The sequence below is a fragment of the Streptomyces sp. NPDC058646 genome, from assembly GCF_042716875.1.
Taxonomy (GTDB): domain Bacteria; phylum Actinomycetota; class Actinomycetes; order Streptomycetales; family Streptomycetaceae; genus Streptomyces.
The window spans coordinates 268,371-291,139 of the sequence record NZ_JBHXRK010000003.1 but is presented as its reverse complement, the minus strand read 5'-3'; the positions used below and the strand labels follow the sequence as shown (position 1 = coordinate 291,139).

Genomic DNA, 22,769 nt, shown 5'->3' with positions numbered 1-22,769 from the left:
GTCAGGCGCTGAAGCGTCCGAAGCGGCCCTTGTGGAAGAGGAGCGGGTCGCCCTCGCCGGCCGCGCCCATGGCCTCGACCCGGCCGACCACGATGAGGTGGTCCCCGCCGGTGTGGACCGTGTGGATCCGGCAGTCGATCCAGGCGGGGACGTCGTCGATCTGCGGAGACCCGGTGACGGGGGCCGGGCGGTGGCCGACCCCGGCGAACTTGTCCGCGCCGCTGACGGCGAAGGACCGGCACAGCTCGCCCTGTCCGGCGCCGAGGATGTTGACGCAGAACACCCCGGCGCGGGCGATCCGCGGCCAGGTGGTCGACGTACGGGCCACCATGAAGGTGACCAGCGGCGGGTCCAGGGACAACGAGGCGAAGGACTGGCAGGCGAAGCCGGCCGGCCCCTCCTCGCCGGCGCCGGCGGGCGCGGTGATGACGGTGACCCCGCTGGCGAAGTTCCCGAGGACGGCCCGGAACTCGGCGGCGCCCACCGGTGCGCGCTCGTCCTCGCCGACGGCCCGCAGGTCGGGGCGGGGCAGTGCCGCGTCGAGCAGGGGGTCCCGGGCCGGCGCGGCGGACGTGGGGGAGCCGGCTGATCTGAGGTATCGGACGACGGTGGCCGCCATCCCTGCGTGTCCCATCACACCGACGATTGAACCTGACGGTTCGTCAGATAGGAAGGGGTGGGGGAGGGTGGGTGGCGCGTGCGCCCGTGCGTCCGGCATCTGGACGGGCGGGCGTCCGTGCGGCTGCCTGATGGTCCGCTTGCCCGTCCGGGCCGCCCGGTCCCGGCTCCCCTCGGGGCCGGTGACGCCACACGGGTGAAACCCCGGCCCCCGGGGGCCCGTACGCGGGCCGGCCCGTCGGAGGGTGGGCATCGTGACCGGCGGACCCGTACCGCCCGCACTACCCCGGAGGACCCCATGCTCGGCACCGACTTCAGCACCGGCTCACCCAACTGGCTCGACCTCGGCAGCCCCGACACCGACGCCGCCGCGCGTTTCTACGGGGCCCTCTTCGGATGGAATTTCGTCGCCGCGGGCCCCGAGGCGGGTGGGTACGGCTTCTTCCAGCTCCAGGGGAAGACCGTCGCGGCCCTCGGACCGCTCACCGAGGAGGGCGCACACTCCGCCTGGATGGTGCACTTCATGACCCCCGACATCCAGGCGACCACCGAGGCCGTACGGGCGGGCGGCGGTGCGGTCCGGATGGAGCCCATGGACGTCATGGGGGAGGGCTGGCTCGCGCAGTACACCGACCCGCAGGGCGCCGAGTTCGCCTGCTGGCAGCCGGGGAGGACGGCCGGACTGGGACTGGCCTCCGCCGACAACACCCTGGTGTGGGCGGAACTCCACGTGCCCGACCCGCAGGCGGGCATCGCCTTCTACCAGGGGGTGTTCGGCTGGCGGCACGCCGAGATGCAGGCGCCGGGGATGACCTACCGCGTGCTGAGCGTCGCCGCCGGGGACCAGGAGGACGGCTCCTTCGGAGGGGTCGCGCCGCTGGGCGAGGGCGCGGGTGAGGAGGCCCGCTGGGTGCCGTACTTCAACGTGCCGGACGTCGACGCCACCACCGCCGCCGCCCAGCGCAACGGCGGGTCGGTCCTCATGCCCGGCGCGGACGTGCCCGACGTGGGGCGGCTCGCCTGGCTGGCGGACCCGGCGGGCGCGGTCTTCGCGCTGCTGAAGCCCGACCCGCGGATGTAGGCCGGGCGGTCAGCGGCCGGAGAACTTGGGCGTACGGCGCTCCACGAAGCCGGCCACGCCCTCGATCGCGTCGGCCGTGGTCATGTTGATCTCCTGAGCGGTGGCCTCGGCGGCCAGTGCGGTCGCCCGGTCGCCGTCCAGGGAGGCGTTGACCAGCTGCTTGGTCATCGCCAGGGCGCGGGTCGGGCCCTGGGCGAGGCGCTCCGCCCACGCGCGGGCGGTCGCCTCCAGGGCGTCGGCCGGGACCACCTTGTTGACCAGGCCCAGGCGTTCGGCCTCGGTGGCGGGGACGGCGTCGCCGAAGAACATCAGCTCCTTGGCCTTCTGCGGGCCGACCAGGCGGGGGAGCAGGTAGGCGCCGCCGCCGTCCGGGACCAGGCCCCTGCGTACGAACACCTCGATGAACCGGGCCGGTTCGGCGGCGACGACCAGGTCGCAGGCGAACGCGAGGTGGGCGCCGATGCCGGCGGCCGTGCCGTTGACGGCGGCGAGGACCGGCTTCTCGCAGTCCAGCACCGCCGTGATCAGGCGCTGCGCGCCGAGGCGGATCATGCGGGCCACGTCGCCCGCGATCCGGTCGCCCGTGGCCGGGGCGCCGCGGAGGTCCGCGCCCGCGCAGAAGCCCTTGCCGGTGGCGGTGATGACGACGGCGCGGACGGCCGGGTCGGTGGAGGCTTCGGCGAGCAGGGCGATGATGCGGTCGCGCTGGGTCCAGGTGACGGCGTTCATCGCCTCGGGGCGGTTGAGGGTGATCCAGGAGACGCCGTTCTCCGTGCGGTGCAGGATGTCGTCCTCGGGGGTGCCGGTCATGGGGTGAACTCCCGTTCGGGGGTGGTGGGTGGTGCCGTGGCGCTGCGCGGAGCTGTGGAACCCGGCCCGGGCCCCGGCCCCCGCCGCGGGTCGAAGACCGGGGCTCCGCCCCGGACCCCGCGCCTCAATCGCCGGCGGGGCTGGAGGGGCGGTGGCCTGGGTTTGGGCCGTGCGGCGAGTGTCGGCGGGTTGGGGTGGTCGGGCCGGCCCGGGCCCCCGCCGCGGGTCAAGGATCGGGGTTCCGCCCGGGACCCCGAGCCTCAAACGCCGGCGGGGCTGGAGGCGCGGGGCCTCGGCCTTGGACCCGCGCCTCAATCGCCGGCGGGCTGGAATGGCGGAGCCTCCGTCTTGGGCCCGCGCCTCAAACGCCGCGGCGGGGCTGGGGTGGCGGGGCCCGGTCTTGGGCCCGGGGCGGTGGGGATGGGGTGGCCGGGTTTGGGCCGGGGGTGGTTCTTGGGCCAGTGCGAGCGTCAGTGGCAGATGGCCAGCGCGTCCAGGGCTACCGCGCCCTGGCCGCGGGGGAGGACCATCAGGGGGTTGATGTCGAGTTCGGAGAGTTCGTCGCCCAGTTCCAGGGCCATCCGCTGGACACGCAGGACCACCTCCACGAGGGCGTCGACGTCCGCCGGGGGTGCTCCCCGTACGCCTTCCAGGAGCGCATGGCCGCGCAGTTCCGTGAGCATGGCCCGGGCCTGGTCCTCCCCGAAGGGCGGCACGCGGACCGCCGCGTCGTGCAGGACCTCCACGAGGACCCCGCCGAGGCCGACCGTCACGGTCGGGCCGAAGAGGTGGTCCCGGGTGACGCCGACGACCATCTCCACCCCGCGTTCGACCATTTGGCAGACCAGGATCCCGTCGAGCGGGACGTTCTCGTAACGGGCTATGTCGGTCAGTTCCCGGTACGCGTCACGGATCTGGCTCGCCGAGGTCAGCCCGATCTTCACCAGGCCCAGTTCCGTCTTGTGGCCGAGCTGGGGGCCCGAGGCCTTCATGACGACGGGGTAGCCGACCAGGCCCGCCGCGCGGACGGCGGCCGCCGCGCTGGTGACGAGCTGCTCGCGGGGGACCCGGATGCCGTAGGCGCGCAGCAGCTGCTTGGCCCCGTGTTCGCTGAGCTGCTGGCCGGGGCGCATCAGGGCCTGCGCCTTGCGGTACGAGGGCGAGGGCGTGCGGGGTGCGTCCTCGAAGGGGGAGCGGTACCCGGTGGTGAAGCGGTGGTGGCCCAGGTAGGCCCGTACGGCGGTGATGCAGTTGCCGAAGGTGCGGAAGGTGGCCACCCGGGAGGAGCCGAGGAGGGTGGTGCGGTAGGCGTCCTCGGTGCCGACGGGGGAGCCCCAGATCACGCAGACCAGTTTGTCGGTGGCCTCCGCCGCGTCCACCAGGTCCTGCGCGAGCTTGTCGCTCATCGGGGGGAAGGGCCCGGTGATGGGGCAGATCAGGACGCCGACGGACGGGTCGGCCAGGATCGCGTCGATGATCTTGTGGCCGCGCCAGTCGCCGACGGGGTGGCCCCCGTTGTCCACCGGGTTGGCGACGTCCAGGTACGGGGGGATCCACTGGTGGAGCTCGTCCTGCTTGGCCTGCGAGAGGGTGGGCAGGGTCAGGCCCGCCTCCGTGGCCAGGTCGGAGAAGTGGGCGCCGGTGCCGCCGGAGATGGAGTAGACGACGACCCCCTCGGCCTGGGGCCTGCGGGCCCGGGCGAGCAGCGCGGCGGTGTCCTGGAGCTCGTCCAGCCCGTCGACGCGGATGACGCCGAACTGCCGCATGGCGGCGTCCACGACGGTGTCGGCTCCGGTCAGCTTCCCGGTGTGGGAGGCGGCCGTACGGGCGCCGGTCTCGGTGCGGCCGACCTTGACGGCGACGACGGGGACCCCGGCCCGCGCCGCACGGTCGGCGGCCAGCAGGAAGGACCGACCGTCCTTGAGGCCCTCCACGTAACAGGCGATGGCCCCGACCTCGGGCTGCTCGGCGAAGTAGGAGATGAAGTCGGAGGTCTCCAGGTCCGCCTCGTTGCCGGTGGGCGCCCAGTGGGAGAGGCGGATGCCCAGCTCCTGGAGGGTGTAGAGGGGCCGGCCCTGGTGGCCCGACTGGGTGATGAGGGCGATGGCCGGTCCGTCCAGGTCCTCGCGGAACCTCTCGAAGGCGTTGAGGTTCGTGTTGGGGCCCAGCAGGCGCAGCCCCGAGCGGCCCACGGCGGCCGTGAGCCGGGCCTGGGCGGCGGCGCCCTCGTCGCCGGTCTCGGCGAAGCCGGAGGCGAAGGCGACGGCGAACTTCACCTTGGTCCCGGCCAGTTCCTCGATGACGGGGAGCGGGTCGGCGACCAGGAGGACGGCGAGGTCGACCTGTTCGGGCAGGTCGGAGACCGTGGGCGCGCACGGCAGGCCGAAGACGGTCCCGCGGGTCGGGTGCACCGGGTGGATGCGCGCGCCGACGCGCTCGGCCCAGGCGATGAGCTGGCGGGTGATGCCGGTGTTCGGTCTGCCGTCGGCGTCGGAGGCGCCGATGACGGCGACCGACTCGGGTCGGAAGAACCGGTCCAGGTCGGGCACGTCGGCGTGCAGGGGCCGTCCGCTGACGTCGAGCGGGACCGCGTCCTCGGTGGACGGCGCCGCCGTCGAGTGGACGGCCGTCCTGGGAGTCTCCCCGCAGGCCTCGACCCGTGCGCGGAAGTCGGTGGTGAGGGTGCCGTGAGTAGATCCAAGCATCGTTCCGCCCGCTCCTGCTCGATGAACCTCGATGGAACCTCAATAACTGACGTGTAGTCAGATTACTGAACTGACGTGTCGTCAGGAACAGGGCTGCGCAGGAAAGCTGGTGGAGGAGATGTGATGAACGGTGTCAGATCCCGTCCGGGCGGGTCCAGAGCGCGGTTCAGGCCGGCGTGCGCATCCGGCGGGACTCTGCCTTGGCGATCTTCGCGGCGTCCAGGGCCACTTCCCGCAGCATCCCGCTGATGGGGTTGGTGAAGCCGGTGAAGTACAGGCCGGGAGCCTGCTCCAGGGTCTGCGCGCCGTGCGTACGGGGCCGCCCGCGCTCGTCGAGTACGCCCAGGTCGCCGACCAGCCCCTCCAGGGCGCGCCGGTAACCGGTGGCCGCGATCACGGCGTCCGGGGTGATCCGCGAGCCGTCCGCGAGCACCACCTCCGCGCCGTCGAAGGCCTGGACGGCGGCGACCGGTTCGACGCGGCCGGCGCGGACCGCCTCGATCAGGCCGACGTCCTGCACCGGGATGGCCCCCTCCCGGACCCTGCTGTACAGGCCGGTGGCCGGGCGCGGGAGCCCGTACGCCGACAGGTCCGGCACCGAGGCCTTCGCGACGAGCGCGCCCAGCCGGTCCACGAGCCGTACGGGCAGCCGCCGCACCAGGATCCCGGTGCGCTGCGCCGGCCAGCCCGCGGTCGAGCGGCGCACGATGTGCGGAGTGGTGCGGACGGCCAGCCGGACCCGCGCCGCCCCGCCCTCGGCGAGGTCGACGGCTATCTCGGCGCCGGTGTTGCCCACGCCGACGACCAGGACGTCCTGGTCCGCGTACGGCTCGGGGTTGCGGTAGTCGGCGGCGTGCAGCAGCCGCCCGGTGTACGCCTCGCGGCCCGGGAGGTCGGGCAGGGCGGGGGTGTGGTTGAAGCCGGTGGCGACGACGACGGCGCCGGCCGCCATGATCCGCCCGCCGGTGGCGTGCAGGGTCCACCCGTCGCCGTCGGCCGCGGGCTCGATCCGGGTCACCTCGACGCCCGTGACCAGCTCCAGCTCGTGGACCTCGGCGTACTTCTCCAGGTACCGCACCAGGTCGTCGCGCGAGACCCAGCGCCCGAACCGCCGCGGCATGGCCAGGCCGGGAAGGGCGGAGAGCCGGCGCGTGGTGTGCAGGTGGAGCCGGTCGTAGTGGCGGCGCCAGGACGTGCCGACCGCGTCGGACTTCTCCACGACCACCGCGCGGACGCCTCGGGCGCGCAGTGCGGCGGCCGCGGCGAGGCCGGCCGGGCCCGCGCCGATGACGTACACGGGGCGGGGCTGGGTGGTCAGGTCGAGTGGTGTGGGGAGTCCGGACATGAGGAGTGATCGTATCGCCACGCAGCGTTGATGGGTCTCGGTCAAGGAGGGAATCGATTGCGGATCGATCACGGTGGCCGTCGGCGGCGGGGTTCCGCGCCCTTCGCGCATGCCGGGGCCTTGCGTGATCGTCCCGGATCCGCTGAACTGACGTACCGTCAGATCAAGCGTGCGAGGGTGGAGGCTGCCGATGCAGACCGTCTGGCTCAGCGGGGCCGAATGGCTCGCCGTGCTCCGGATAGGACTCGGCCTGTGGTGGCTGGAGAGCTGGCGGCACAAGGACAAGAAGGGCTGGTTCGAACGCGGCACCGGCATCGCCTGGGCCGCCGACGTCGCGGGCAAGCACCGCTGGGGCTTCGTCAAGGGCGGCTTCGAGCGCATCGTGCAGCCGCGTCCCCGGCTCATGGCGTACGTCGTCGTGTACGCGGAACTCGCCCTCGGGCTCGGCCTCGTCCTCGGCTTCCTCACCCCCGTCGCCCTGGCCGCCGGACTGCTGCTGAACCTGCTCTACCTCGTCCTGATGATCCACGACTGGGCGGAGCAGGGGCAGAACGCGATGATGGGGCTCATCTCGCTGGTCGCCCTGATGGCCATGTCCTGGCAGGCCTGGTCCCTCGACGCCGTGCTCGGACTCTTCCTGTGACCGGCGTGCGGTACGACCTCCCCGAGGCCGACGAGTTCACCCGCCCCTACTGGGACGCGGCGGCCGAGGGCCGCCTCCTGCTGCGCCGCTGCGCGGACTGCGGACGGGCGCACCACTACCCGCGGGAGTTCTGCCCGTTCTGCTGGGCCGGCGAGGACCGCGTGACCTGGGAGACGGCCGCCGGCCGGGCGACCCTCTACACCTGGTCGGTGATCCACCGCAACGACCTGCCGCCCTTCGGTGCGCGCGTCCCGTACGCGGCGGCGGTGGTCGACCTGGCGGAAGGCCCCCGGATGATGACCGAGGTCGTCGACTGCGCACCCGCCGACCTGCGGATCGGGATGGGGCTGGAGGTCACCTTCCGCGAGGCGGCGGAAGGGGTGGCCGTGGCCGTGTTCCGGCCGGCGCGGGCCGGCCGGCAGGAGCAGGGGACGCCGCCGCCGCGCCCTGTGCCGTAGGGCACCTGCGACACGGGAGCCGCTGCGGACACCACCCGCGGTGGGCACCACCCGCTGCGGGTCGCCGGCTGCTCGCGGACCTCGGCCGGACTCTGCGCTTGCCCGCCCGGGCCGTGTACGCGCCCGCCCGGGCCGTGTACGCCTGCGCCCTCCTCATGGCCGCCGCCGGGGCCCCGGTGGCGGACCCGCTGTCCGGAATCCGGGGACTGTGGTGGGTATGCGCTGTTCCGAGGCCGCGGCCGGGCGTCGATCCGTGACGCCGGACGGTTCTGGAGCCTTGAACCGCTGAATTAGTCTCAGCCTGTTCGAAAATGACGGGTGACCAGGCTTTGGGGGGATGCGCCCTCGCGCGCCCGGGGCCGCACGAAGGGGAAGCAGCACACGTGAAGCTCAAGCGCATGGCCGTCGTGGCCGCCGCGGCAGTGGTCGGTCCCAGCGTCCTCATGGCCACCCCGGCGGTGGCCGACGAGGTCAAGAACCCGGCGGTGACCACCCCGGACAGCGACCCGAAGGGCGAGGCCTCGGGCTCACAGACGGTCTACAACGGGCCGAAGCTGGCGCTCGACGGCCTGCCGGAGGACGGTTTCAAGGCGGGCGGGGAGTGGACCGAACTCACCTTGCGCATGGACAACAGCGGCGGGAAGAACCTGTCGAGCTACGACCTCGGGCTGTTCTTCTCCGGCACCGCCACCCCCGTCAAGGGCGCGCACATCGAGGTCGAGCACCGCTACGCCGGCGCTTGGCAGGCCGCCGAGCGGAAGGCCGGCCCGGGCCCGCAGACCGCAGTGTTCGACGTGCTGGCCGGGATACCGGTCGCGCAGGACAAGTCCATCCAGATCCCGGTGCGCGTACGCGTGGCGGCCGAGGCCGCCGCGGCCCCGCTCCGCATCCAGGTCACGGGCACCAACCACACGGACGTCGACTCCGAGACGGCCTCGTACACCTCGAAGACCACTCGCGAGCAGCAGGCCGCCAAGGCCCCCGCGCTCAGCCTCGCCGGGCTGCCCCAGGGCGGGTTCAAGGCCGGCGGCGACGCGTGGCATCCGCTGACCCTGAAGGTGGACAACTCCGGTCGCCCCGGCACGAACGAGTTCTACCTCGGCGTCGACCTCGTCTCGCAGGGCCCCGGGATCCGGGCGGGCCAGATCGAGGTGGAGTACTTCGCCACCACCGTCGACGGCCGGTCCTACTGGCACCCGGTCGAGGTCGGCCAGGAGGACGGCAAGGTCCGGATCTTCGGCTACGGCGGCGAGTACGCCGCCGGGGAACAGCGGGACCTGGTCTTCCGGGTCCGGTTCGCCGAGGGCACCCCCGCGACGGCCTTCTCGCTGAACGTCTCCGGCAAGGGCAACCCGCACCACGGCGGCGCCGTCGCCGACACGGTCACCTACCACTCCCGCGTGGCCTCCGGCTCAGGCAGCGTCCGCGTCGAGGGCCCGAAGGTGACCGTCGACGGGATCCCCGCCGAGGGCTTCCGGGCCGGCGCTGACTGGCAGGAGCTCCAGCTCCACCTCGACAACGCGGGCAAGGGCGACCTCAAGGACTTCCTGGTGGCCGCCCACATGGGCCGCGGCTTCGACGAGGGCCCCTGGGTGACGCCGGAGCAGGTCGAGGTCCAGGGCTGGGGCGCCGGCGGCTGGTACGACGTCGAGATCGGCGGGTCCGACGAGACCCTGGGCGGCGACCTCGGCCAGGTGTCCCTCAAGGCCGGGGACAGGACCACGCTGAAGCTGCGCATCCGCTTCACCGGCGACACGGTCCCCGGCGCCTTCCACATGGTGTTCGACGGCTACGCGCACACGGAGAAGGGCGAGTTCGTCACCTCCGGCACCGAGTCCCTCGCGACCCGGATCCTCGCACCGGGCACCGGCGGCGGCAACGGGGGCGGGACCGGCGGCGACGGCGACCAGGGGACCCCCGGCGACGGCGCCGCGCCGGCCGCCGACCGCAACGGCGGGAAGGGCGGCACCTCCGACGGCGGCCACCTCGCCACCAGTGGCGCCGGCTCCGCCACCAGCTGGGCCCTCGGGGGCGCCGGCCTCGCCGTGGCCATGGGCGCCGCACTCGTCGCCGGCACGGGCAAGCGCCGCCGTCCCACCTCGTAGGGCCTCACTCACGCCCCACCGGCCCGTCCGGGGCCCGCACGCTGCTGCGTACCGGCCCCGGCCGGCTGCTACGAGGATCCGGCGACGGCTGGGCCGTCCCTTCCGCAGAGCACGGGCCCGGCACGACCCGGAAGGGACGGCCTAAGGCCACAGCAGTTCGCGGACCCAGGCGGACCCGGCCGTGCGGCGGTAGCGCAGCCGGGCGTGGCGGCGGGCGGGGTCGCCCTGGAAGATCTCCACCTCCGCGGCGTCCAGGACGTACCGGGTCCACGTCGGGGCCGGTGCGTCCGGTTCGGCCGCGGCCCGCTCCCACGCCGCCGCCGAAGCCCGCTCCAGCTCCTCCCGGGAGCCGAGCACCTCGCTCTGCCGGCCGGTGAGGGCGGAGGCCAGCGCGCCCTGTGAGCGCACGGCGAGGTCGGCCCGGCTCTCCTGCGGGCTGCACGCGGTGACCCGGCCCCGGATCCGTACCTGGCGGGCCACGGCCGGCCAGTAGAAGGCGAGCGCGGCCTGCGGCTGCCCGGCCAGCTGCCGGCCCTTGGCGCTGGTGGCGTGGGTGGCGAAGTGCCAGCCGCGCTCGTCGGCGTCGTGCAGCATCAGGACGCGTACGTCGGGACGCCCCTCGGCGTCGGCCGTCGCCAGGCTCATCGTGTGCGGCTCCTGCTGCCCCGCCGCGGCGGCGTGCAGGAACCACTCCCGGAACAGCGGCAGCGGTTCGGCCGGCGCGGCCCCGGTGTCGAAGGCGGGGGGCGGGTTCTCCCACACGCGCAGGGAGTGCAGGGTGGCGCGGAACGCGTCCCGGTCGGTGGCGCCGGGCTCGCTGGTCCCGCTGGTCTGGCTCGTCATGGCGCCAGGCTAGGGTGCGGGCTCATGAACGTGCACAGAGGTGTGGCCCGGGCGCTGTTCGCCCTCGCCGCCGTACTCACCGGGGTGGCGGTCGTCGCCCCGCTGTACGACCGGCCCGGCGGCTACGCGCTCCTGGCCGAGCTCGACGAACCCCTGCTGACCGGCGCCGGCGCGGCCCTCGCCCTCACCGGGGCGGTCCTGCTCTCCTCCCGCCGCCCGGTCCTGCGTACGGTCGCGTGCCACGGCCTGGTGTGGGCCGTCGTCCTGGGCGCGTCGTGCGTTCCGGTGTACCTGGTCGCCGTGGACCCCTTCCCCTCGGCCGAGTTCGACGTCCCGGCCCCGGACGGCGCCGCCCGCCGCCTGGTGGTGGAGCGCACGTCCCCGCTGACCGACCCGGTCTGGGAGGTGTACGTGGACGACGGCAGCTTCCCGACGGCCCGCCGCTGGCCCGTGGTCCGGTACGACGACATGGCGCCCTGGCCGCAGGGCATCCGGGGCGCGGAGTGGGTCTCCCCGGACGTCATCAGCCTGACGGACGCCGACCACATGCCCCACGAGATCGAACTCTCCCCCGAAGGGCGTCCGTTGGACCGCATGGACTGGTGAGGGCCGGTCGCGGGCTCAGCCCCGCCCCAGGATCACCGTCCCGGAGGAGCAGAACCAGCCTCCGGTCCCGGAGGCCAGCGCCACCTCCGGCAGCCGGCCGTCCGCTCCGGTGACCTGGCCCGCGCCCGCCTCGCCGCGGAGCTGGCGGACCGCTTCGACCAGGAGGAAGAGGCCGCGCATGCCGGGGTGGCAGGCGGAGAGGCCCCCGCCGTCGGTGTTGACCGGGAGTTCGCCGTCGCGCAGCAGCCGGCCCTCGTCCACGAAGGCGCCGCCCTCGCCCTTCGCGCAGAAGCCGAGGTCCTCCAGGGTCACCAGGGTCATGTAGGTGAAGGCGTCGTAGATCTCGGCGAGGTCCACGTCCGCCGGGGTCAGTCCGGCCCGTTCGAAGGCCAGCCGGCCCGAGACCGCTGCCGGGGACACCGTGAAGTCCTCCCATTCCGACATGGTGGTGTGCGAGACGGAGGTGCCCGAGCCCAGGACCCACACCGGGGCCTTGGCGGTGTCCGCTACGAGGTCCTCGGCCGCCAGGAGCACCGCGCAGCCGCCGTCGGAGCGGATGCAGCAGTGCAGTTTGGTGAAGGGGTCCGCGATCATCTCCCCGGACAGGACCTCCTCGACCGTGATCGGCTCGCGGAACATCGCGTCCGGGTTGCCGGCCGCGTTCGCGCGGGCCTGCACGGCCACGGAGGCGAGCTGCTCCAGGGTGGTGCCGTACTCGTGCATGTGGCGGCGGGCGGCCATCGCGTACTTGGAGATCAGCGTGTGGCCGTAGGGGACCTCGAACTGCAGCGGACCGCGCGCGCCGAAGGAGAGGTTCGAGGTCCGCCGCCGGGCCTTGATGTCGGCGCGGGCGGTGGACCCGTAGACCAGCAGGACGGCCCGGGCGTGGCCGGCCGCGATGGCGTCCGCCGCGTGGGCGGCCATCACCTCCCAGGTCGAGCCGCCCACGGAGGTGGAGTCCACCCAGGTGGGGCGCAGGCCCAGGTACTCGGCCACCTCGGCCGGCGCCAGGGTGCCGAGGCCCGCCGAGGCGAAGCCGTCGATGACGGAGCGGTCCAGGCCGGAGTCGGCCAGGGCCCTGCGGGCGGCCTGTGCGTGCAGGGCGTACGGGGTGGGGCCGTCCACCCGGCCGCAGTCGGAGAGGGCGACGCCGACGACCGCGACCCGGCGGCGGGGGGTGCCGGCCGTGCCGGGGGAGGTGTCGGAGGCGGAGGCGGGCCCGCGGAGGGGCCCGGGCGTGGTTCCAGGCATGGGCCGACCGTACATCTGACAGAGTGTCAGATGCCAGACCCCCGGATGCCGGACCCCGGGGGTCCGGCATCCGGGGCGGCCCGGACGGGTCGAAGGTGCACCCGGCCGCCCCCTGTGCTTCTGACCCCTCCCGCCCTAACATGACGGCCCGTCAGATCAAGGGGGAGGAGCCCGACGATGGATGCCGCCTTCACCGCGGAGCAGGACGAGATGCGCCGTACACTGCGCGAGATCCTGGGCAAACGCTGCGGCCCGGACGAGGTCAAGGCGGCCGCCCGCACCGCCGCCGGACACGACCGCGAGCTGTGGCAGCAGCTCGCCCGGCAGCTCGGGCTGCCGGGCCTCGCCGTCGCGGAGGAGTACGGCGGCGTCGGCTGCGCCCCCGCCGACCTGGCCCTGGCCTGCGAGGAGACCGGACGGGCGCTGCTGCCCTCCCCGCTGCTGGCCACCGCCGTGCTCTGCGCGCCGCTGATCGCCGCCCTCGGCACCGCGGCCCAGCGCACCGCCCTCCTCGCGCCCCTCGCGGCGGGCGGGCTGACCGCCGCCCTCGCCGTCCCCGGCCCTGCCCTGGCCACCGCCCTGGCGCTGAACGGCGAGGACCCCGCGGGGGACTGGGCCGGCGGCGGCCGTGCGGGCGGGGTGCAGGCCCGCGCCGACGCGGCGGGCGGCGGCTGGCGGCTCTACGGGGAGAGCGCCCAGGTGCTCGACGGGCACAGCGCCTCGCTGCTGCTGGTACCCGCGCACACCGGTGGCTTCGCGCGCGGCCGTGCGCTGCTGTTCCTCGTACGGCAGGACGCGCCCGGCCTCGTCCGCTCGCGCCAGACCGTCCTCGACGAGACCCGCCCGCAGGGCAGGGTCCAGCTGCGCGACGTCCCCGCGGAACTGCTCGGCGAGGACGGGGCCGACGTGCTCGGCGCCCTCGCCGCCACCGGCCGCACCGCCTGCGCCGTGCTCGCCGCCGAAGCGGTCGGCGCCGCCGGTCAGGCGCTCGCCCGCACCGTGGAGTACGTACGCGAGCGCGAGCAGTTCGGCCGCCCCATCGGCTCCTTCCAGGCCGTCAAGCACCGCCTCGCGGACCTGTACGTCCAGGTGCAGGCGGCCCGGTCGGCCGCCTACTACGCCGCCTGGGACCCCGAACAGGGCGGCCTCGCCCTCGCGCAGGCCCTGGAAGCCCTGCGGCTCACCGCGGGCGAAGCCATCCAGCTGCACGGCGGCATCGGCTTCACCTGGGAGCACGACGCGCACCTCTACTTCAAGCGGGCCGCCTCCGACGAGCTGCTGTTCGGCCCGGTCCACCGGCTCCGGGCGCACGCCGCGCACCGCGCCGGCCTCTTCACCTCCCCTACGGAACCCGAGAAGGTGGCCGTCTGATGGCTGTGGCATCCGGCGTCGGCGTGAAGCTGATGCAGAAGGTCTCCTCGACCATGCTGTTCGCCAAGATCGCACCGCACTTCATCCCCGCCCTGGACAAGACGGTGCACCGACTGACCCGCGGCAGAGTGCTGCTCAGCGCCCGGATGCTGCCGGGCGTCATCCTCACCGTCAAGGGCGCGAAGACGGGCGAGCCGCGCACCACCCCGCTCGCCTGCATGCCGGAGGACGGCGGGACGAGCTGGCTGCTGATCGGCTCCAACTTCGGCCGGCCCGGGCACCCGGCGTGGACCGGAAACCTGCTCAAGCACCCGGACGCGGACGTCAGTTGGAAGGGTCGGGACATCGCCGTACGGGCCCGGCTGCTGGAAGGCGAGGAGCGCGCGGCGGCATGGAGCGCGGTACTGGGGTTCTGGCCGCCGTACGCGACGTACCAGGCGCGCATCGAGCGCGAGATCCGGCTGTTCCGCCTGGAGCGTCGCTGATCACAGGCGGCCGGTGACGCACGCCGCCACCCGGCGCGAGGTGCGCGGGCAGGGCCGGCGGGGAGGTGTGCCGGTGGCGTACAGGGCGGCGGACCCCTCCGGGTCCGCCGCTACTTCGTCGGCTTCTTGCCCGTGATGCCGAGGTGGACGAGCAGGGCCAGGTTCGGCTTGAGCTCGGCCTGCTTGACTCCCCAGGTCTGGAAGCCCTTCTGGTGCGAGGCGACCGCGGCCAGCATGGCGACCAGCGAACCGGCCATCGCCGCGGGGCTGAGGTCCTTGTCGACCTTGCCCTTGGACTGGAGCTCCTTCATCGACTCCGTGAGGGAGTTGGTGACCGAGTTCAGGATCTTCATGCGGATCTTGTAGAAGCGCTTGTCGCCCTCGGCCGCACCGAGGTCGACGACGCGCAGGATCGCGTCGTTGCGCCGCCAGAAGTCCAGGAAGCCCTCGACCAGTTCCTCCGCCGCGGCCCAGCCCGCCTTGCCGACCCAGTTGCGGCCCTCGACGAGCGCCGTCAACTGCGCGCCCTCGGTGGCCATGTGCTCGGCGATCTCCAGGACGGCACCCTCGACGTCCGGGAAGTACTGGTAGAAGGTCGCGGGGGAGGTACCGGCCTTGCGGGCGACATCGATCACTTTGACGTCGCGGTACGGCGAGGAGCTGAGCATCTCGCTCAGGCAGTCGAGCAGCTTCTGCCGCGTCGCCTGGCCGCGCCGGCCGGCGACACGCCCGTCGACGGTGCGTACTTGTCCTGTCATGCCGTCAGCTTACCGAGGGGTGATCGGCGCGCTATTCGGCCGCCTGCAAATGGGGTTACGGGGTCATTGGCCTGGGCCGGAGCCTCTCCGGGGCGGGCCGTGCAGCGAATTCCGGCCGCCCCGCGCCGACGCGGCCGCGGGCCTGCCGTACGCACGCCGCCCCCAGCGGACCGTCCGCTTCCGCGAGATTTCCCCCGATTAGTCTTATCAACAGGCTGTGGACAAGTTTTCGGGCGGATCATGGCTGGGAGAGGTGGGAGGGTACATACCCCCGCACAACGGAAGGAACCGGGCTGATGGCCGCATTCGCGGAAGGCGAACCCTGCTGGGTGGACGCCTCGCTTCCGGACGTCGAGGCGGGCAAGCGCTTCTACGGAGAGCTCTTCGGGTGGACCTTCGGCGACAGCGCGGGGGCCGAGTACGGCGGCTACACGCAGGCCTACAGCCGCGGCCGCAACGTCGCCGCCCTCGCGCCCAAGCCCGACGGCCGGATGCCCACCGTATGGGGGATCTACCTCCACACCTCCGACGCCTACGCCTGCGCCCAGCGCATCCGCGCCGCCGGCGGCCAGCTGGTCATGGACCCGATGCCGGTCGGCCCCTACGGCACCGCGGCCTTGGCGGCCGACCCCGGCGGGGCCGTCTTCGGCCTCTGGCAGCCCGGCACCCACGACGGCTTCGAAGTCCAGCAGGAGCCGTACGCGTACTGCTGGACCGAGGTCTACACGCGGGCCCGCGACGCCGTCGACGCCTTCTACGCCAAGGTCTTCGGCTACGTCCCGCAGGATCAGGACGACGCCGGGGTCGAATACCGCGTCTGGTCCCCGCCCGGCAGGTCGCCCGGGGTGGACACCGCCGTCATGGGCCGCAGCCTGATCACCGACGCTTTCCCGGAGATCATGCCCGCGCACTTCCTCGCCTACTTCGCCGTCCCGGACTGCGACCAGGCCGTCGCCACGGTGCAGCGGCTCGGCGGCCGGGTCACCGCCGATCCCTTCGACACGCCGTACGGCCGGATCGCGGTCGTCGCGGACAATCAGGGGGCCGTCTTCGGGCTCCTCGCGGAACCCGGGGCGAAGCCGGCCGCGTAGCCGGGGCCGTACCCCGCGCGGGCCTGACAGAATCGGGGTGCGCGACCCGGGCGGCGCCCGGGGGTGAGACGCTGCACGGGGCAGGCCCCGTGCCGGTCCGCGTGCAGGTGGGAACGGGTCCGGTGAGCGGCCCGTACGGGGAGGTGTGGAGGCGAGTGGTGGAGCAGCTGACGCAGCACGACCCGAGACGGATCGGCCCCTTCGAGGTGCTGGGACGGCTCGGCGCCGGCGGCATGGGGCTGGTCTATCTCGCGCGGTCGGCGTCCGGACGACGGGTCGCGATCAAGACGGTGCGCACCGAGCTGGCCGAGGACCAGCTCTTCCGCGTGCGCTTCACCCGAGAGGTGGAGGCGGCGCGCGCCGTGTCCGGCTTCTACACCGCGGCCGTGGTCGACGCGGACCCGCGGGCGGCCGTGCCCTGGTTGGCCACCGCGTACGTCCCGGCGCCCTCCCTGGAGGAGATCGTCAACGAGTGCGGGCCCATGCCCGCCCAGGCCGTACGGTGGCTCGCCGCCGGCATCGCCGAGGCCCTGCAGTCCATCCACGGCGCGGGACTGGTCCACCGCGACCTGAAGCCCTCCAACGTGCTCGTCGTCGAGGACGGCCCGCGCGTGATCGACTTCGGCATCGCCAGCGGCGTCTCCAACACCCGCCTGACCATGACGAACGTCGCCGTCGGCACCCCCGCCTACATGTCTCCCGAGCAGGCGAAGGACTCCCGCAGCGTCAGGGGCGCCAGCGACGTCTTCTCGCTCGGCTCGACGCTCGTCTTCGCCGCCACCGGCCACCCCCCGTACCACGGGGCCAACCCGGTGGAGACGGTCTTCATGCTGCTGCGCGAGGGACCCAACCTGGAGGGGCTGCCCGAGGAGCTGCGGCCGCTCATCGACTCCTGCATGCAGATGGACGCCACCTTGCGGCCCACCCCGGCCGACCTCCAGGCGCAGCTGGCCCCGCACCTGTTCGAGGGCGGCGACGAGAGCGGCACCGCCTCCGCGTGGCTGCCCGGGCGGGCCGTCGCGATGATCGAGGCCCGGCGGGCGGGGCACCGTACGCCCCCCGCGCCCGTGGTGCCCTCGCCCGGCCCCGCCGCCGGATCCGGCTCCGCCGCCGGACCCCGGGGGCCGATCTCCGGCCCCGCCACGCACCGCCGCCAGCGCGGCGTCGACCCCTGGCTGGACCCGCGCACCGGCCAGGCCGTGCCGCAGCGCCCGCACCACCCCCCGATGTCCCCCGTGCCCTCCGGCGAACCCGTCCGCCTCGGCGGCTCCCCGGTGCCGATCGGGCCCGGGCCGCGCGCCACCGCCGCCGCCCCCGCCGGGCACGCCGCCGCCGACTCGGCGACCGGCTGGGTCCGGCCGCCGGGCGGGGTGGCCGCCACGTCCTCCGCGGCGCCGTCCGCCGGGCCCGCCGTACCCGGTCCGGGGCCCGCCCCGGACAGCGGCCGCTGGCGCCCGTGGCGCTTCCGCATGTCCAACGAGGTCTGGGGCACCCCCACCGTGGCCGGGGACCTGCTCTACGTCACCTCCTTCGAGGTGCACGCCCTCGACGTGGCGAGCGGCCGCCGCCAGTTCAAGACCCGCGACGTCGCCTGGTCCATGGCCGTCTCCGACGGCCGCATCCACGCCTCCGACGGCCCCTCCCTCTACGCCCTCGACGCCACCGACGGCGCCGAGCGCTGGCGGCTGTCCAGCGAGGCCTGGGTGTACGCGCTGCGCGCCGAACGGGGCACCGTCATCAGCGTCACGCGCGGCGGCGGCATCCAGGGCTGGGAGTCCGCGAACGGCCAGAAGCTGTGGGAGCTGACCGGCGCACAGACCGACTTCGAGACCCCGGAGGCCGCCCCGGTCCTGCACGACGGCACGGTCTACGTGTGGCAGGACGCGCGGCTGCGCGCCCTGGACGCCCGCACCGGCCGCGAGTCCTGGTCCTACCCGGTCGGCGACGCGGGCTCCTGCGGGAACGTCCCCGTCCGGGTCACCCCCGCACCCGACGGCAACGTCTACGTCTGCGCCGGCACCCGCGTCCTGTCCGTGGACCGGGCCTCGGGCCGGGTCCGCTGGCACTTCGAGGCCCCCGCCGTGTTCGTCGCGCCCCCGGCCTTCGCCCCCGGCGCCGCCGTGACGGGCGGCGGGGTCTACCTCGCCGACCACCTCGGCACCGTCTACGCCCTGGACGCCGCCACCGGCAAGGACCGCTGGCGCATCGCGACGGAGCTGCGGACCTCCGCCGACCCGGTGGTCGTGGCGAACGGCAACGTCCACCTGGGCGCGGGCAGCGCCCTGTACACGCTCGACGCGGTCACCGGCACCCCCAAGTGGCGGTTCGCCGCGGGGGGCGAGATCACCGGCCTGCCGGCGGTCGCAGACGGCCGGGTGCACTTCGGCTCGGCGGACCACTGCCTGTACACGCTGGACGCGGCGGGCGGGCAGCTGCGCTGGAAGCTGGCCACGGGCGGCGAGATCACGGGGGCCCCGGTGGCGGAGGCGGGCGTGGTGTACGCGTGCAGCAAGGACCGCTGCGTGTACGCCCTGGACGCGGCGAAGGGGACGGGCACCCGTACGAGCGCCTGACCCCGGCGGGGCCCCGCTGAGTCGCGCAACGCACCGGGAGTGACAGGATGGACCCCATGAGCAACGTTTTCTTCGACATCACCATCGACGGTGCCCCCGCGGGCCGCATCGTCTTCAACCTCTTCGACGAGGTCGTCCCGAAGACCGCCCGCAACTTCCGCGAGCTGGCCACCGGGCAGAACGGCTACGGCTACGCGGGCTCCGGCTTCCACCGCGTCATCCCGCAGTTCATGCTCCAGGGCGGTGACTTCACCAACCACAACGGGACCGGTGGCAAGAGCATCTACGGCGAGAAGTTCGAGGACGAGAACTTCGACCTGAAGCACGACCGCCCGTACCTCCTGTCGATGGCGAACGCCGGCCGCAACACCAACGGCTCGCAGTTCTTCATCACCACGATCGTCACCTCCTGGCTCGACAACAAGCACGTCGTCTTCGGCGAGGTCACCGAGGGCCAGGAGATCGTCGACAAGATCGAGTCCCTGGGCTCCCAGTCGGGCGCCACCAAGGCCAAGATCGAGATCGCGGCTTCGGGCGTCGTCGAGGCCTGATCCGCCCCGCCCGTACGACTGGACGGCCCCGCCCCCTCACCGGGGGGCCGGGGCCGCCGTCATGTCCGGGCGGAGCCGAGGACGCCGCCGCCCGTCCGTGCCGGGAGGCTCAGGACTCCGCGACGCGGGGACGGCGTGTGTGACGGCCGTCGTACCAGGCACGGAAGGGGCGCTCCGGACGGCGGCCGCCGCTCCGGCGGGACCCCTCGGCGGACCGGGTGCGCTGCGCACCGGCCCGGTCCGGGGGCAGGGGGTCCCGATGCCGACGCTACGCCCGGCGGCCGGTCCCCGCACCCCGGCCGAAGCACCGCGGAGGCACGGCACGCCGGGCCTCCGCCGCGGGCCGGCTGGTAGCGTGTGCGGCCGTTGTCCAGGGGGAAGGGCTCGCGCCATGTCGGCAGGACGTCGTATCCGGTTCACCGCGGTGCTGGTGACCGTCGTATTCGCTCTGACGGGGTTCTCGTCGAGCGGCGGCAGCGGCAGCGGGGGCAGCGGCAAGAGCAAGGGCAAGAGCAGCAGCAGCGGGGGCGGATGCTCCAGCTCCAAGAGCAAGAAGAAGACGCACGGCGGCAGCGGCAGCAGCAGCTCCGCCACTCCCTCGCCGAGCCGGACCGCCCCTCCCGCGCACGCCGTGGTCGTCACCTGCGTCGGCGCCGGGAAGACGGAGGCCACCGTCAAGGTCACCTCCGACGCGGACGCGAAGACCACCGTGCGGGTCCCGCTGGTCTTCGAGGACGCGCAGCGCGGAACCGTCGACGCCGGCTCCGTACGGGTCCAGCTCAAGGCGCGCGAGAGCAAGACGGTCACCGTCCCGATGACCGTGCCGGCGAAGGCCGCCGAGGTGGCCGACTGCAGGGTCGGCACGGTCGAGAGGGCGTGACCGCGGAGCCCGGCCGCCGGCCGGGGCGTGAGCGGCCGGGGCGTACGGGGTCGGCGGGGCGTGAGGCGCCGGCGCGGGCGCGGCCGTGAGTGGCCGGGGTGTAACGCGGCCGGGACCGCCCGAGGCCAGGACCGCCCGAGGCCGGGACCGCCCGCGGCCGGGTCCAGCCCGCCCCCGCTGCCCCGGCGCTCACCGCAGCCGGGGAGCCGGAGCCTCCTTCCGCCCGGCGAACAGCTCGGCCTGCCGGTCCGGTGCCAGGTTCCCCAGGGTGATCAGGGCCGGGGCCTGGGCGAGGGCCTGCTGGAGGGCGGCCTGCTTGGCCGACCACAGCGCCCGTACGGTGCCCTGCACGGCCCCGGTCGGGAAGCCGGCCAGCGTCCCGGCCGCGCGCAGGGCCGCCGGGAGCAGCTCCCCGGGCCCGGCCAGCTCGGAGACCAGGCCGATTTCATGGGCGCGCCGCGCCGAGAGCCGTTCCGCCGTGCCCATCAGGGACATCCGGGCGACCTCGCCGAAGGGCATCCGCTGCGCCATGTAGACGGCCTCGTAGGCGCTGACCATCCCGTACGTCGTGTGCGGGTCGAAGAAGGTGGCCGTCTCCGAGGCGATCAGGAAGTCCGCTTCGCCCAGCAGGTAGAAGGCGCCGCCGCAGGCCATGCCGTTGACGGCGGCGATCACCGGCTTCCACAGGTCGCCCGACTTGGGGCCGATCGCGACGAGCGGATCGTCGACCGAGTAGGGGGAGGCCGGCTGCGGCACCTCCACGGCCCGGTCGATGCCGGTGCAGAAGGCCGCCGTCCCGGCCCCCGTCAGCACCACCGCCCGTACCGCGCGCTCGTACCGGAACTCCCGCCACACCTCGGCCAGTTCCGCTGCCGTGGCCAGGTCGATCGCGTTGTGCCTGGGCTCCCGGTCCAGGGTGACGACCGCGACCCCGGTCGTCCCGTCCCGCTCCACCCGTACGGTCACGCCTTCTCCAGGATCCAGCGCGGCACGGCCACCCCGCCCGTCTCGGTGAAGACCACCTGGACCCGGGCGCCGATGCGCAGCCGGGCCGGGTCCACCGAGTCGAGGGGGGCGTCGGCCGAGGACACCAGGTTGCCGGCCAGCCGGATGTGCGGGGCCTCGGCCAGCTCCACGAGGATCACGTTGTACGGGGCCTGCGCGGCGTACGCGGGCAGGAGCGGCGGATGGGGCCGGACGTACGACCAGATGCGGCCGCGTCCGCTCATCGGGCGCCACTCGCTGTCGAAGGACTGGCAGTGCGGGCAGCAGGGGCGGGGCGGGAAGCGCAGCCGGCCGCACCCGGTGCAGGCCTGGACGCGGAGTTCCCCGCGGGCCGCATACTCCCAGAAAGGGGCGCCGTCCTCGTCCGGGACGGGGAGCAGCAGCTGGTCGGGAGCGGTGGTCATCGGTCGTCGCCTCCTCAGGCGCGCAGCAGGATCGCGGACGTCGGGACGCCTTCGCCCGCCGTCACCAGGCAGGTCGCGGCGTCCGGCACCTGGGCGGTGGAGACGCCGCGCAGCTGCTTGACGCCCTCGTTGATCAGGTTGAAGCCGTGCACGTACGCCTCGCTCAGGCCGCCGCCGCCGGTGTTGATGGGGAGCCGGCCGCCCATCTCCAGGGCCCCGCCCTCGGTGAAGGCGGCGCCTTCGCCGCGCCCGCAGAAGCCGTAGCCCTCCAGCGAGAGCGGGATGAGGGGGGTGAAGGCGTCGTAGATCTGGGCGACGTCCACGTCCTCGGGGCCGAAGTCGGCCTGCTTCCACAGGTGGCGGGCGGCCGTCCAGGCGGGGCCGGACAGCGGGTCGTCGTTCCAGTAGTTGACCATGCCGTGGTGCTGGGCGGGCAGGCCCTGGGCGGCGGAGTGCACGTACACGGGCTTCTGCCGGCAGTCCCGGGCGCGTTCGGCGGAGACGATCACGCAGGCCAGGGCGCCGTCGGTCTCCAGGCAGTTGTCGAACAGGCAGAGCGGGTCGCTGATCATGCGGGAGGTCATGTACATCTCGCGGGTCAGCGGGCGCTCGTACATCATGGCGGCCGGGTTCTCGTTGGCCCGGTTGCGGCAGGCCATCGCCACGTTGAAGAGGTGGTCGCGGGTGGCCCCGTACTCGTGCATGTAGCGCCGGGCCAGCATGCCGATCTCGTCGGCGGGGCGCAGCAGTCCGAAGGGGCGGGTCCACTGGCCGGGGGTGGGGAGCTGGACGGCGGTGTTCTTCCACGGGCGCGGGCCCGAGCCGCGCTTGCGCGAGCGCCAGGCGACCCCGACGGTGGCCTGGCCGGTGGCGACGGCCGCGGCGAGGTGCCCGACGGTGGCGCAGGAACCGCCGCCCCCGTAACCGATCTTGGAGAAGAAGGTGACGTCGCCCGCCCCGATGGCTTTGGCCACCTCGACCTCGTCGGTCTCCTCCATGGTGTAGGAGGAGAAGGCGTCGACCTCGGAGGGGTCCACGCCGGCGTCGGCGAGGGCCGCCAGGATGGCGCGGCAGGCCAATTCCTTCTCGGACTGGGGCAGCCGTTTGGCAAAGGCGGTCTGCCCGATGCCGACTATCGCCGTAGCGTCCTTGAGCGTTGCCGCCATCGCCACCTCCGGGGTGCACC

General features: G+C 74.0%; 21 protein-coding genes. 11 read left to right on the top strand and 10 right to left on the bottom strand.

What is annotated here, in order from left to right; translation table 11 throughout:
- Nucleotide 1: 1 nt before the first annotated feature.
- Nucleotides 2-619: a flavin reductase family protein gene (locus tag ACFWUZ_RS06370; protein ID WP_384368092.1), complete on the bottom strand. Its 618-nt coding sequence runs from the start codon at nucleotides 617-619 to the stop codon at nucleotides 2-4.
- 297 nt (nucleotides 620-916) lie between these two features.
- On the opposite strand from ACFWUZ_RS06370, the gene ACFWUZ_RS06365 reads away from it, so the two are divergent.
- The gene (locus ACFWUZ_RS06365) at nucleotides 917-1,699 is read left to right on the top strand and encodes a VOC family protein (protein ID WP_384367945.1); all 783 of its coding nucleotides are present in this window, start codon (nucleotides 917-919) and stop codon (nucleotides 1,697-1,699) included.
- A 9-nt stretch (nucleotides 1,700-1,708) separates the two neighbouring features.
- Here ACFWUZ_RS06365 and ACFWUZ_RS06360 read toward each other — a convergent pair whose 3' ends face one another.
- The 3 genes from ACFWUZ_RS06360 to ACFWUZ_RS06350 form a co-directional block, all read right to left on the bottom strand.
- On the bottom strand, nucleotides 1,709-2,509 hold the full coding sequence (locus ACFWUZ_RS06360; protein WP_384367942.1) for an enoyl-CoA hydratase/isomerase family protein: 801 nt from the start codon (nucleotides 2,507-2,509) through the stop codon (nucleotides 1,709-1,711).
- Between the two features lie 470 nt (nucleotides 2,510-2,979).
- Nucleotides 2,980-5,214: an acetate--CoA ligase family protein gene (locus ACFWUZ_RS06355; protein WP_384367939.1), complete on the bottom strand. Its 2,235-nt coding sequence runs from the start codon at nucleotides 5,212-5,214 to the stop codon at nucleotides 2,980-2,982.
- A gap of 166 nt (nucleotides 5,215-5,380) precedes the next feature.
- Nucleotides 5,381-6,559, bottom strand: coding sequence for a flavin-containing monooxygenase (locus tag ACFWUZ_RS06350; RefSeq protein ID WP_384367936.1), 1,179 nt, complete (start codon nucleotides 6,557-6,559; stop codon nucleotides 5,381-5,383).
- A gap of 190 nt (nucleotides 6,560-6,749) precedes the next feature.
- On the opposite strand from ACFWUZ_RS06350, the gene ACFWUZ_RS06345 reads away from it, so the two are divergent.
- The 3 genes from ACFWUZ_RS06345 to ACFWUZ_RS06335 all read left to right on the top strand — a co-directional run bounded on the left by ACFWUZ_RS06345 (nucleotide 6,750) and on the right by ACFWUZ_RS06335 (nucleotide 9,765).
- Complete coding sequence (locus tag ACFWUZ_RS06345; protein WP_384367933.1) at nucleotides 6,750-7,202, top strand: DoxX family membrane protein; 453 nt, start codon at nucleotides 6,750-6,752, stop codon at nucleotides 7,200-7,202.
- Nucleotides 7,199-7,660, top strand: coding sequence for a Zn-ribbon domain-containing OB-fold protein (locus ACFWUZ_RS06340; RefSeq protein ID WP_384367930.1), 462 nt, complete (start codon nucleotides 7,199-7,201; stop codon nucleotides 7,658-7,660). Before ACFWUZ_RS06345 ends, ACFWUZ_RS06340 begins: the two co-directional genes overlap by 4 nt.
- A 383-nt stretch (nucleotides 7,661-8,043) precedes the next feature.
- The gene (locus tag ACFWUZ_RS06335) at nucleotides 8,044-9,765 is read left to right on the top strand and encodes a hypothetical protein (protein ID WP_384367927.1); all 1,722 of its coding nucleotides are present in this window, start codon (nucleotides 8,044-8,046) and stop codon (nucleotides 9,763-9,765) included.
- Between the two features lie 141 nt (nucleotides 9,766-9,906).
- Here the strand turns inward: ACFWUZ_RS06335 and ACFWUZ_RS06330 are convergent, their stop codons facing one another.
- Nucleotides 9,907-10,608, bottom strand: a complete 702-nt coding sequence (locus tag ACFWUZ_RS06330) for a pyridoxal 5'-phosphate synthase (protein WP_384367924.1) — start codon at nucleotides 10,606-10,608, stop codon at nucleotides 9,907-9,909.
- Between the two features lie 24 nt (nucleotides 10,609-10,632).
- Between ACFWUZ_RS06330 and ACFWUZ_RS06325 the strand changes: the two genes are divergently transcribed.
- A complete protein-coding gene (locus ACFWUZ_RS06325; RefSeq protein WP_384367920.1) occupies nucleotides 10,633-11,214 on the top strand; it encodes a hypothetical protein in 582 nt (193 codons plus the stop codon).
- A 15-nt stretch (nucleotides 11,215-11,229) separates the two neighbouring features.
- On the opposite strand, the gene ACFWUZ_RS06320 is transcribed toward ACFWUZ_RS06325, so the two are convergent.
- The gene (locus ACFWUZ_RS06320) at nucleotides 11,230-12,465 is read right to left on the bottom strand and encodes an acetyl-CoA acetyltransferase (RefSeq protein WP_384367917.1); all 1,236 of its coding nucleotides are present in this window, start codon (nucleotides 12,463-12,465) and stop codon (nucleotides 11,230-11,232) included.
- Between the two features lie 177 nt (nucleotides 12,466-12,642).
- On the opposite strand from ACFWUZ_RS06320, the gene ACFWUZ_RS06315 reads away from it, so the two are divergent.
- Together ACFWUZ_RS06315 and ACFWUZ_RS06310 are read left to right on the top strand one after the other, a co-directional pair.
- On the top strand, nucleotides 12,643-13,836 hold the full coding sequence (locus tag ACFWUZ_RS06315) for an acyl-CoA dehydrogenase family protein (RefSeq protein WP_384367914.1): 1,194 nt from the start codon (nucleotides 12,643-12,645) through the stop codon (nucleotides 13,834-13,836).
- Nucleotides 13,836-14,321: a nitroreductase family deazaflavin-dependent oxidoreductase gene (locus ACFWUZ_RS06310; RefSeq protein WP_384367911.1), complete on the top strand. Its 486-nt coding sequence runs from the start codon at nucleotides 13,836-13,838 to the stop codon at nucleotides 14,319-14,321. The genes ACFWUZ_RS06315 and ACFWUZ_RS06310 overlap by 1 nt, the downstream gene beginning before the upstream one ends.
- A 110-nt stretch (nucleotides 14,322-14,431) precedes the next feature.
- Here ACFWUZ_RS06310 and ACFWUZ_RS06305 read toward each other — a convergent pair whose 3' ends face one another.
- A complete protein-coding gene (locus ACFWUZ_RS06305; protein ID WP_384367909.1) occupies nucleotides 14,432-15,079 on the bottom strand; it encodes a TetR family transcriptional regulator in 648 nt (215 codons plus the stop codon).
- Between the two features lie 296 nt (nucleotides 15,080-15,375).
- Between ACFWUZ_RS06305 and ACFWUZ_RS06300 the strand changes: the two genes are divergently transcribed.
- From ACFWUZ_RS06300 to ACFWUZ_RS06285, 4 genes are all read left to right on the top strand, one after another.
- The gene (locus tag ACFWUZ_RS06300; protein ID WP_384367906.1) at nucleotides 15,376-16,170 is read left to right on the top strand and encodes a VOC family protein; all 795 of its coding nucleotides are present in this window, start codon (nucleotides 15,376-15,378) and stop codon (nucleotides 16,168-16,170) included.
- A 158-nt stretch (nucleotides 16,171-16,328) separates the two neighbouring features.
- The gene (locus tag ACFWUZ_RS06295) at nucleotides 16,329-18,743 is read left to right on the top strand and encodes a PQQ-binding-like beta-propeller repeat protein (RefSeq protein ID WP_384367903.1); all 2,415 of its coding nucleotides are present in this window, start codon (nucleotides 16,329-16,331) and stop codon (nucleotides 18,741-18,743) included.
- Between the two features lie 56 nt (nucleotides 18,744-18,799).
- A complete protein-coding gene (locus ACFWUZ_RS06290; RefSeq protein WP_384367900.1) occupies nucleotides 18,800-19,294 on the top strand; it encodes a peptidylprolyl isomerase in 495 nt (164 codons plus the stop codon).
- 391 nt (nucleotides 19,295-19,685) lie between these two features.
- A complete protein-coding gene (locus ACFWUZ_RS06285) occupies nucleotides 19,686-20,174 on the top strand; it encodes a hypothetical protein (protein ID WP_384367897.1) in 489 nt (162 codons plus the stop codon).
- A 189-nt stretch (nucleotides 20,175-20,363) separates the two neighbouring features.
- Here ACFWUZ_RS06285 and ACFWUZ_RS06280 read toward each other — a convergent pair whose 3' ends face one another.
- The 3 genes from ACFWUZ_RS06280 to ACFWUZ_RS06270 are packed head-to-tail and all read right to left on the bottom strand — an operon-like array spanning nucleotide 20,364 to nucleotide 22,749.
- Complete coding sequence (locus ACFWUZ_RS06280) at nucleotides 20,364-21,140, bottom strand: enoyl-CoA hydratase/isomerase family protein (protein WP_384367894.1); 777 nt, start codon at nucleotides 21,138-21,140, stop codon at nucleotides 20,364-20,366.
- Nucleotides 21,137-21,583 carry a Zn-ribbon domain-containing OB-fold protein gene (locus tag ACFWUZ_RS06275; RefSeq protein WP_384367891.1) on the bottom strand — a complete coding sequence of 149 codons (447 nt, stop codon included), beginning with the start codon at nucleotides 21,581-21,583 and terminating at the stop codon, nucleotides 21,137-21,139. Before ACFWUZ_RS06275 ends, ACFWUZ_RS06280 begins: the two co-directional genes overlap by 4 nt.
- 14 nt (nucleotides 21,584-21,597) lie before the next feature.
- Complete coding sequence (locus ACFWUZ_RS06270; RefSeq protein ID WP_384367888.1) at nucleotides 21,598-22,749, bottom strand: lipid-transfer protein; 1,152 nt, start codon at nucleotides 22,747-22,749, stop codon at nucleotides 21,598-21,600.
- Between the last annotated feature and the right edge of the window lie 20 nt (nucleotides 22,750-22,769).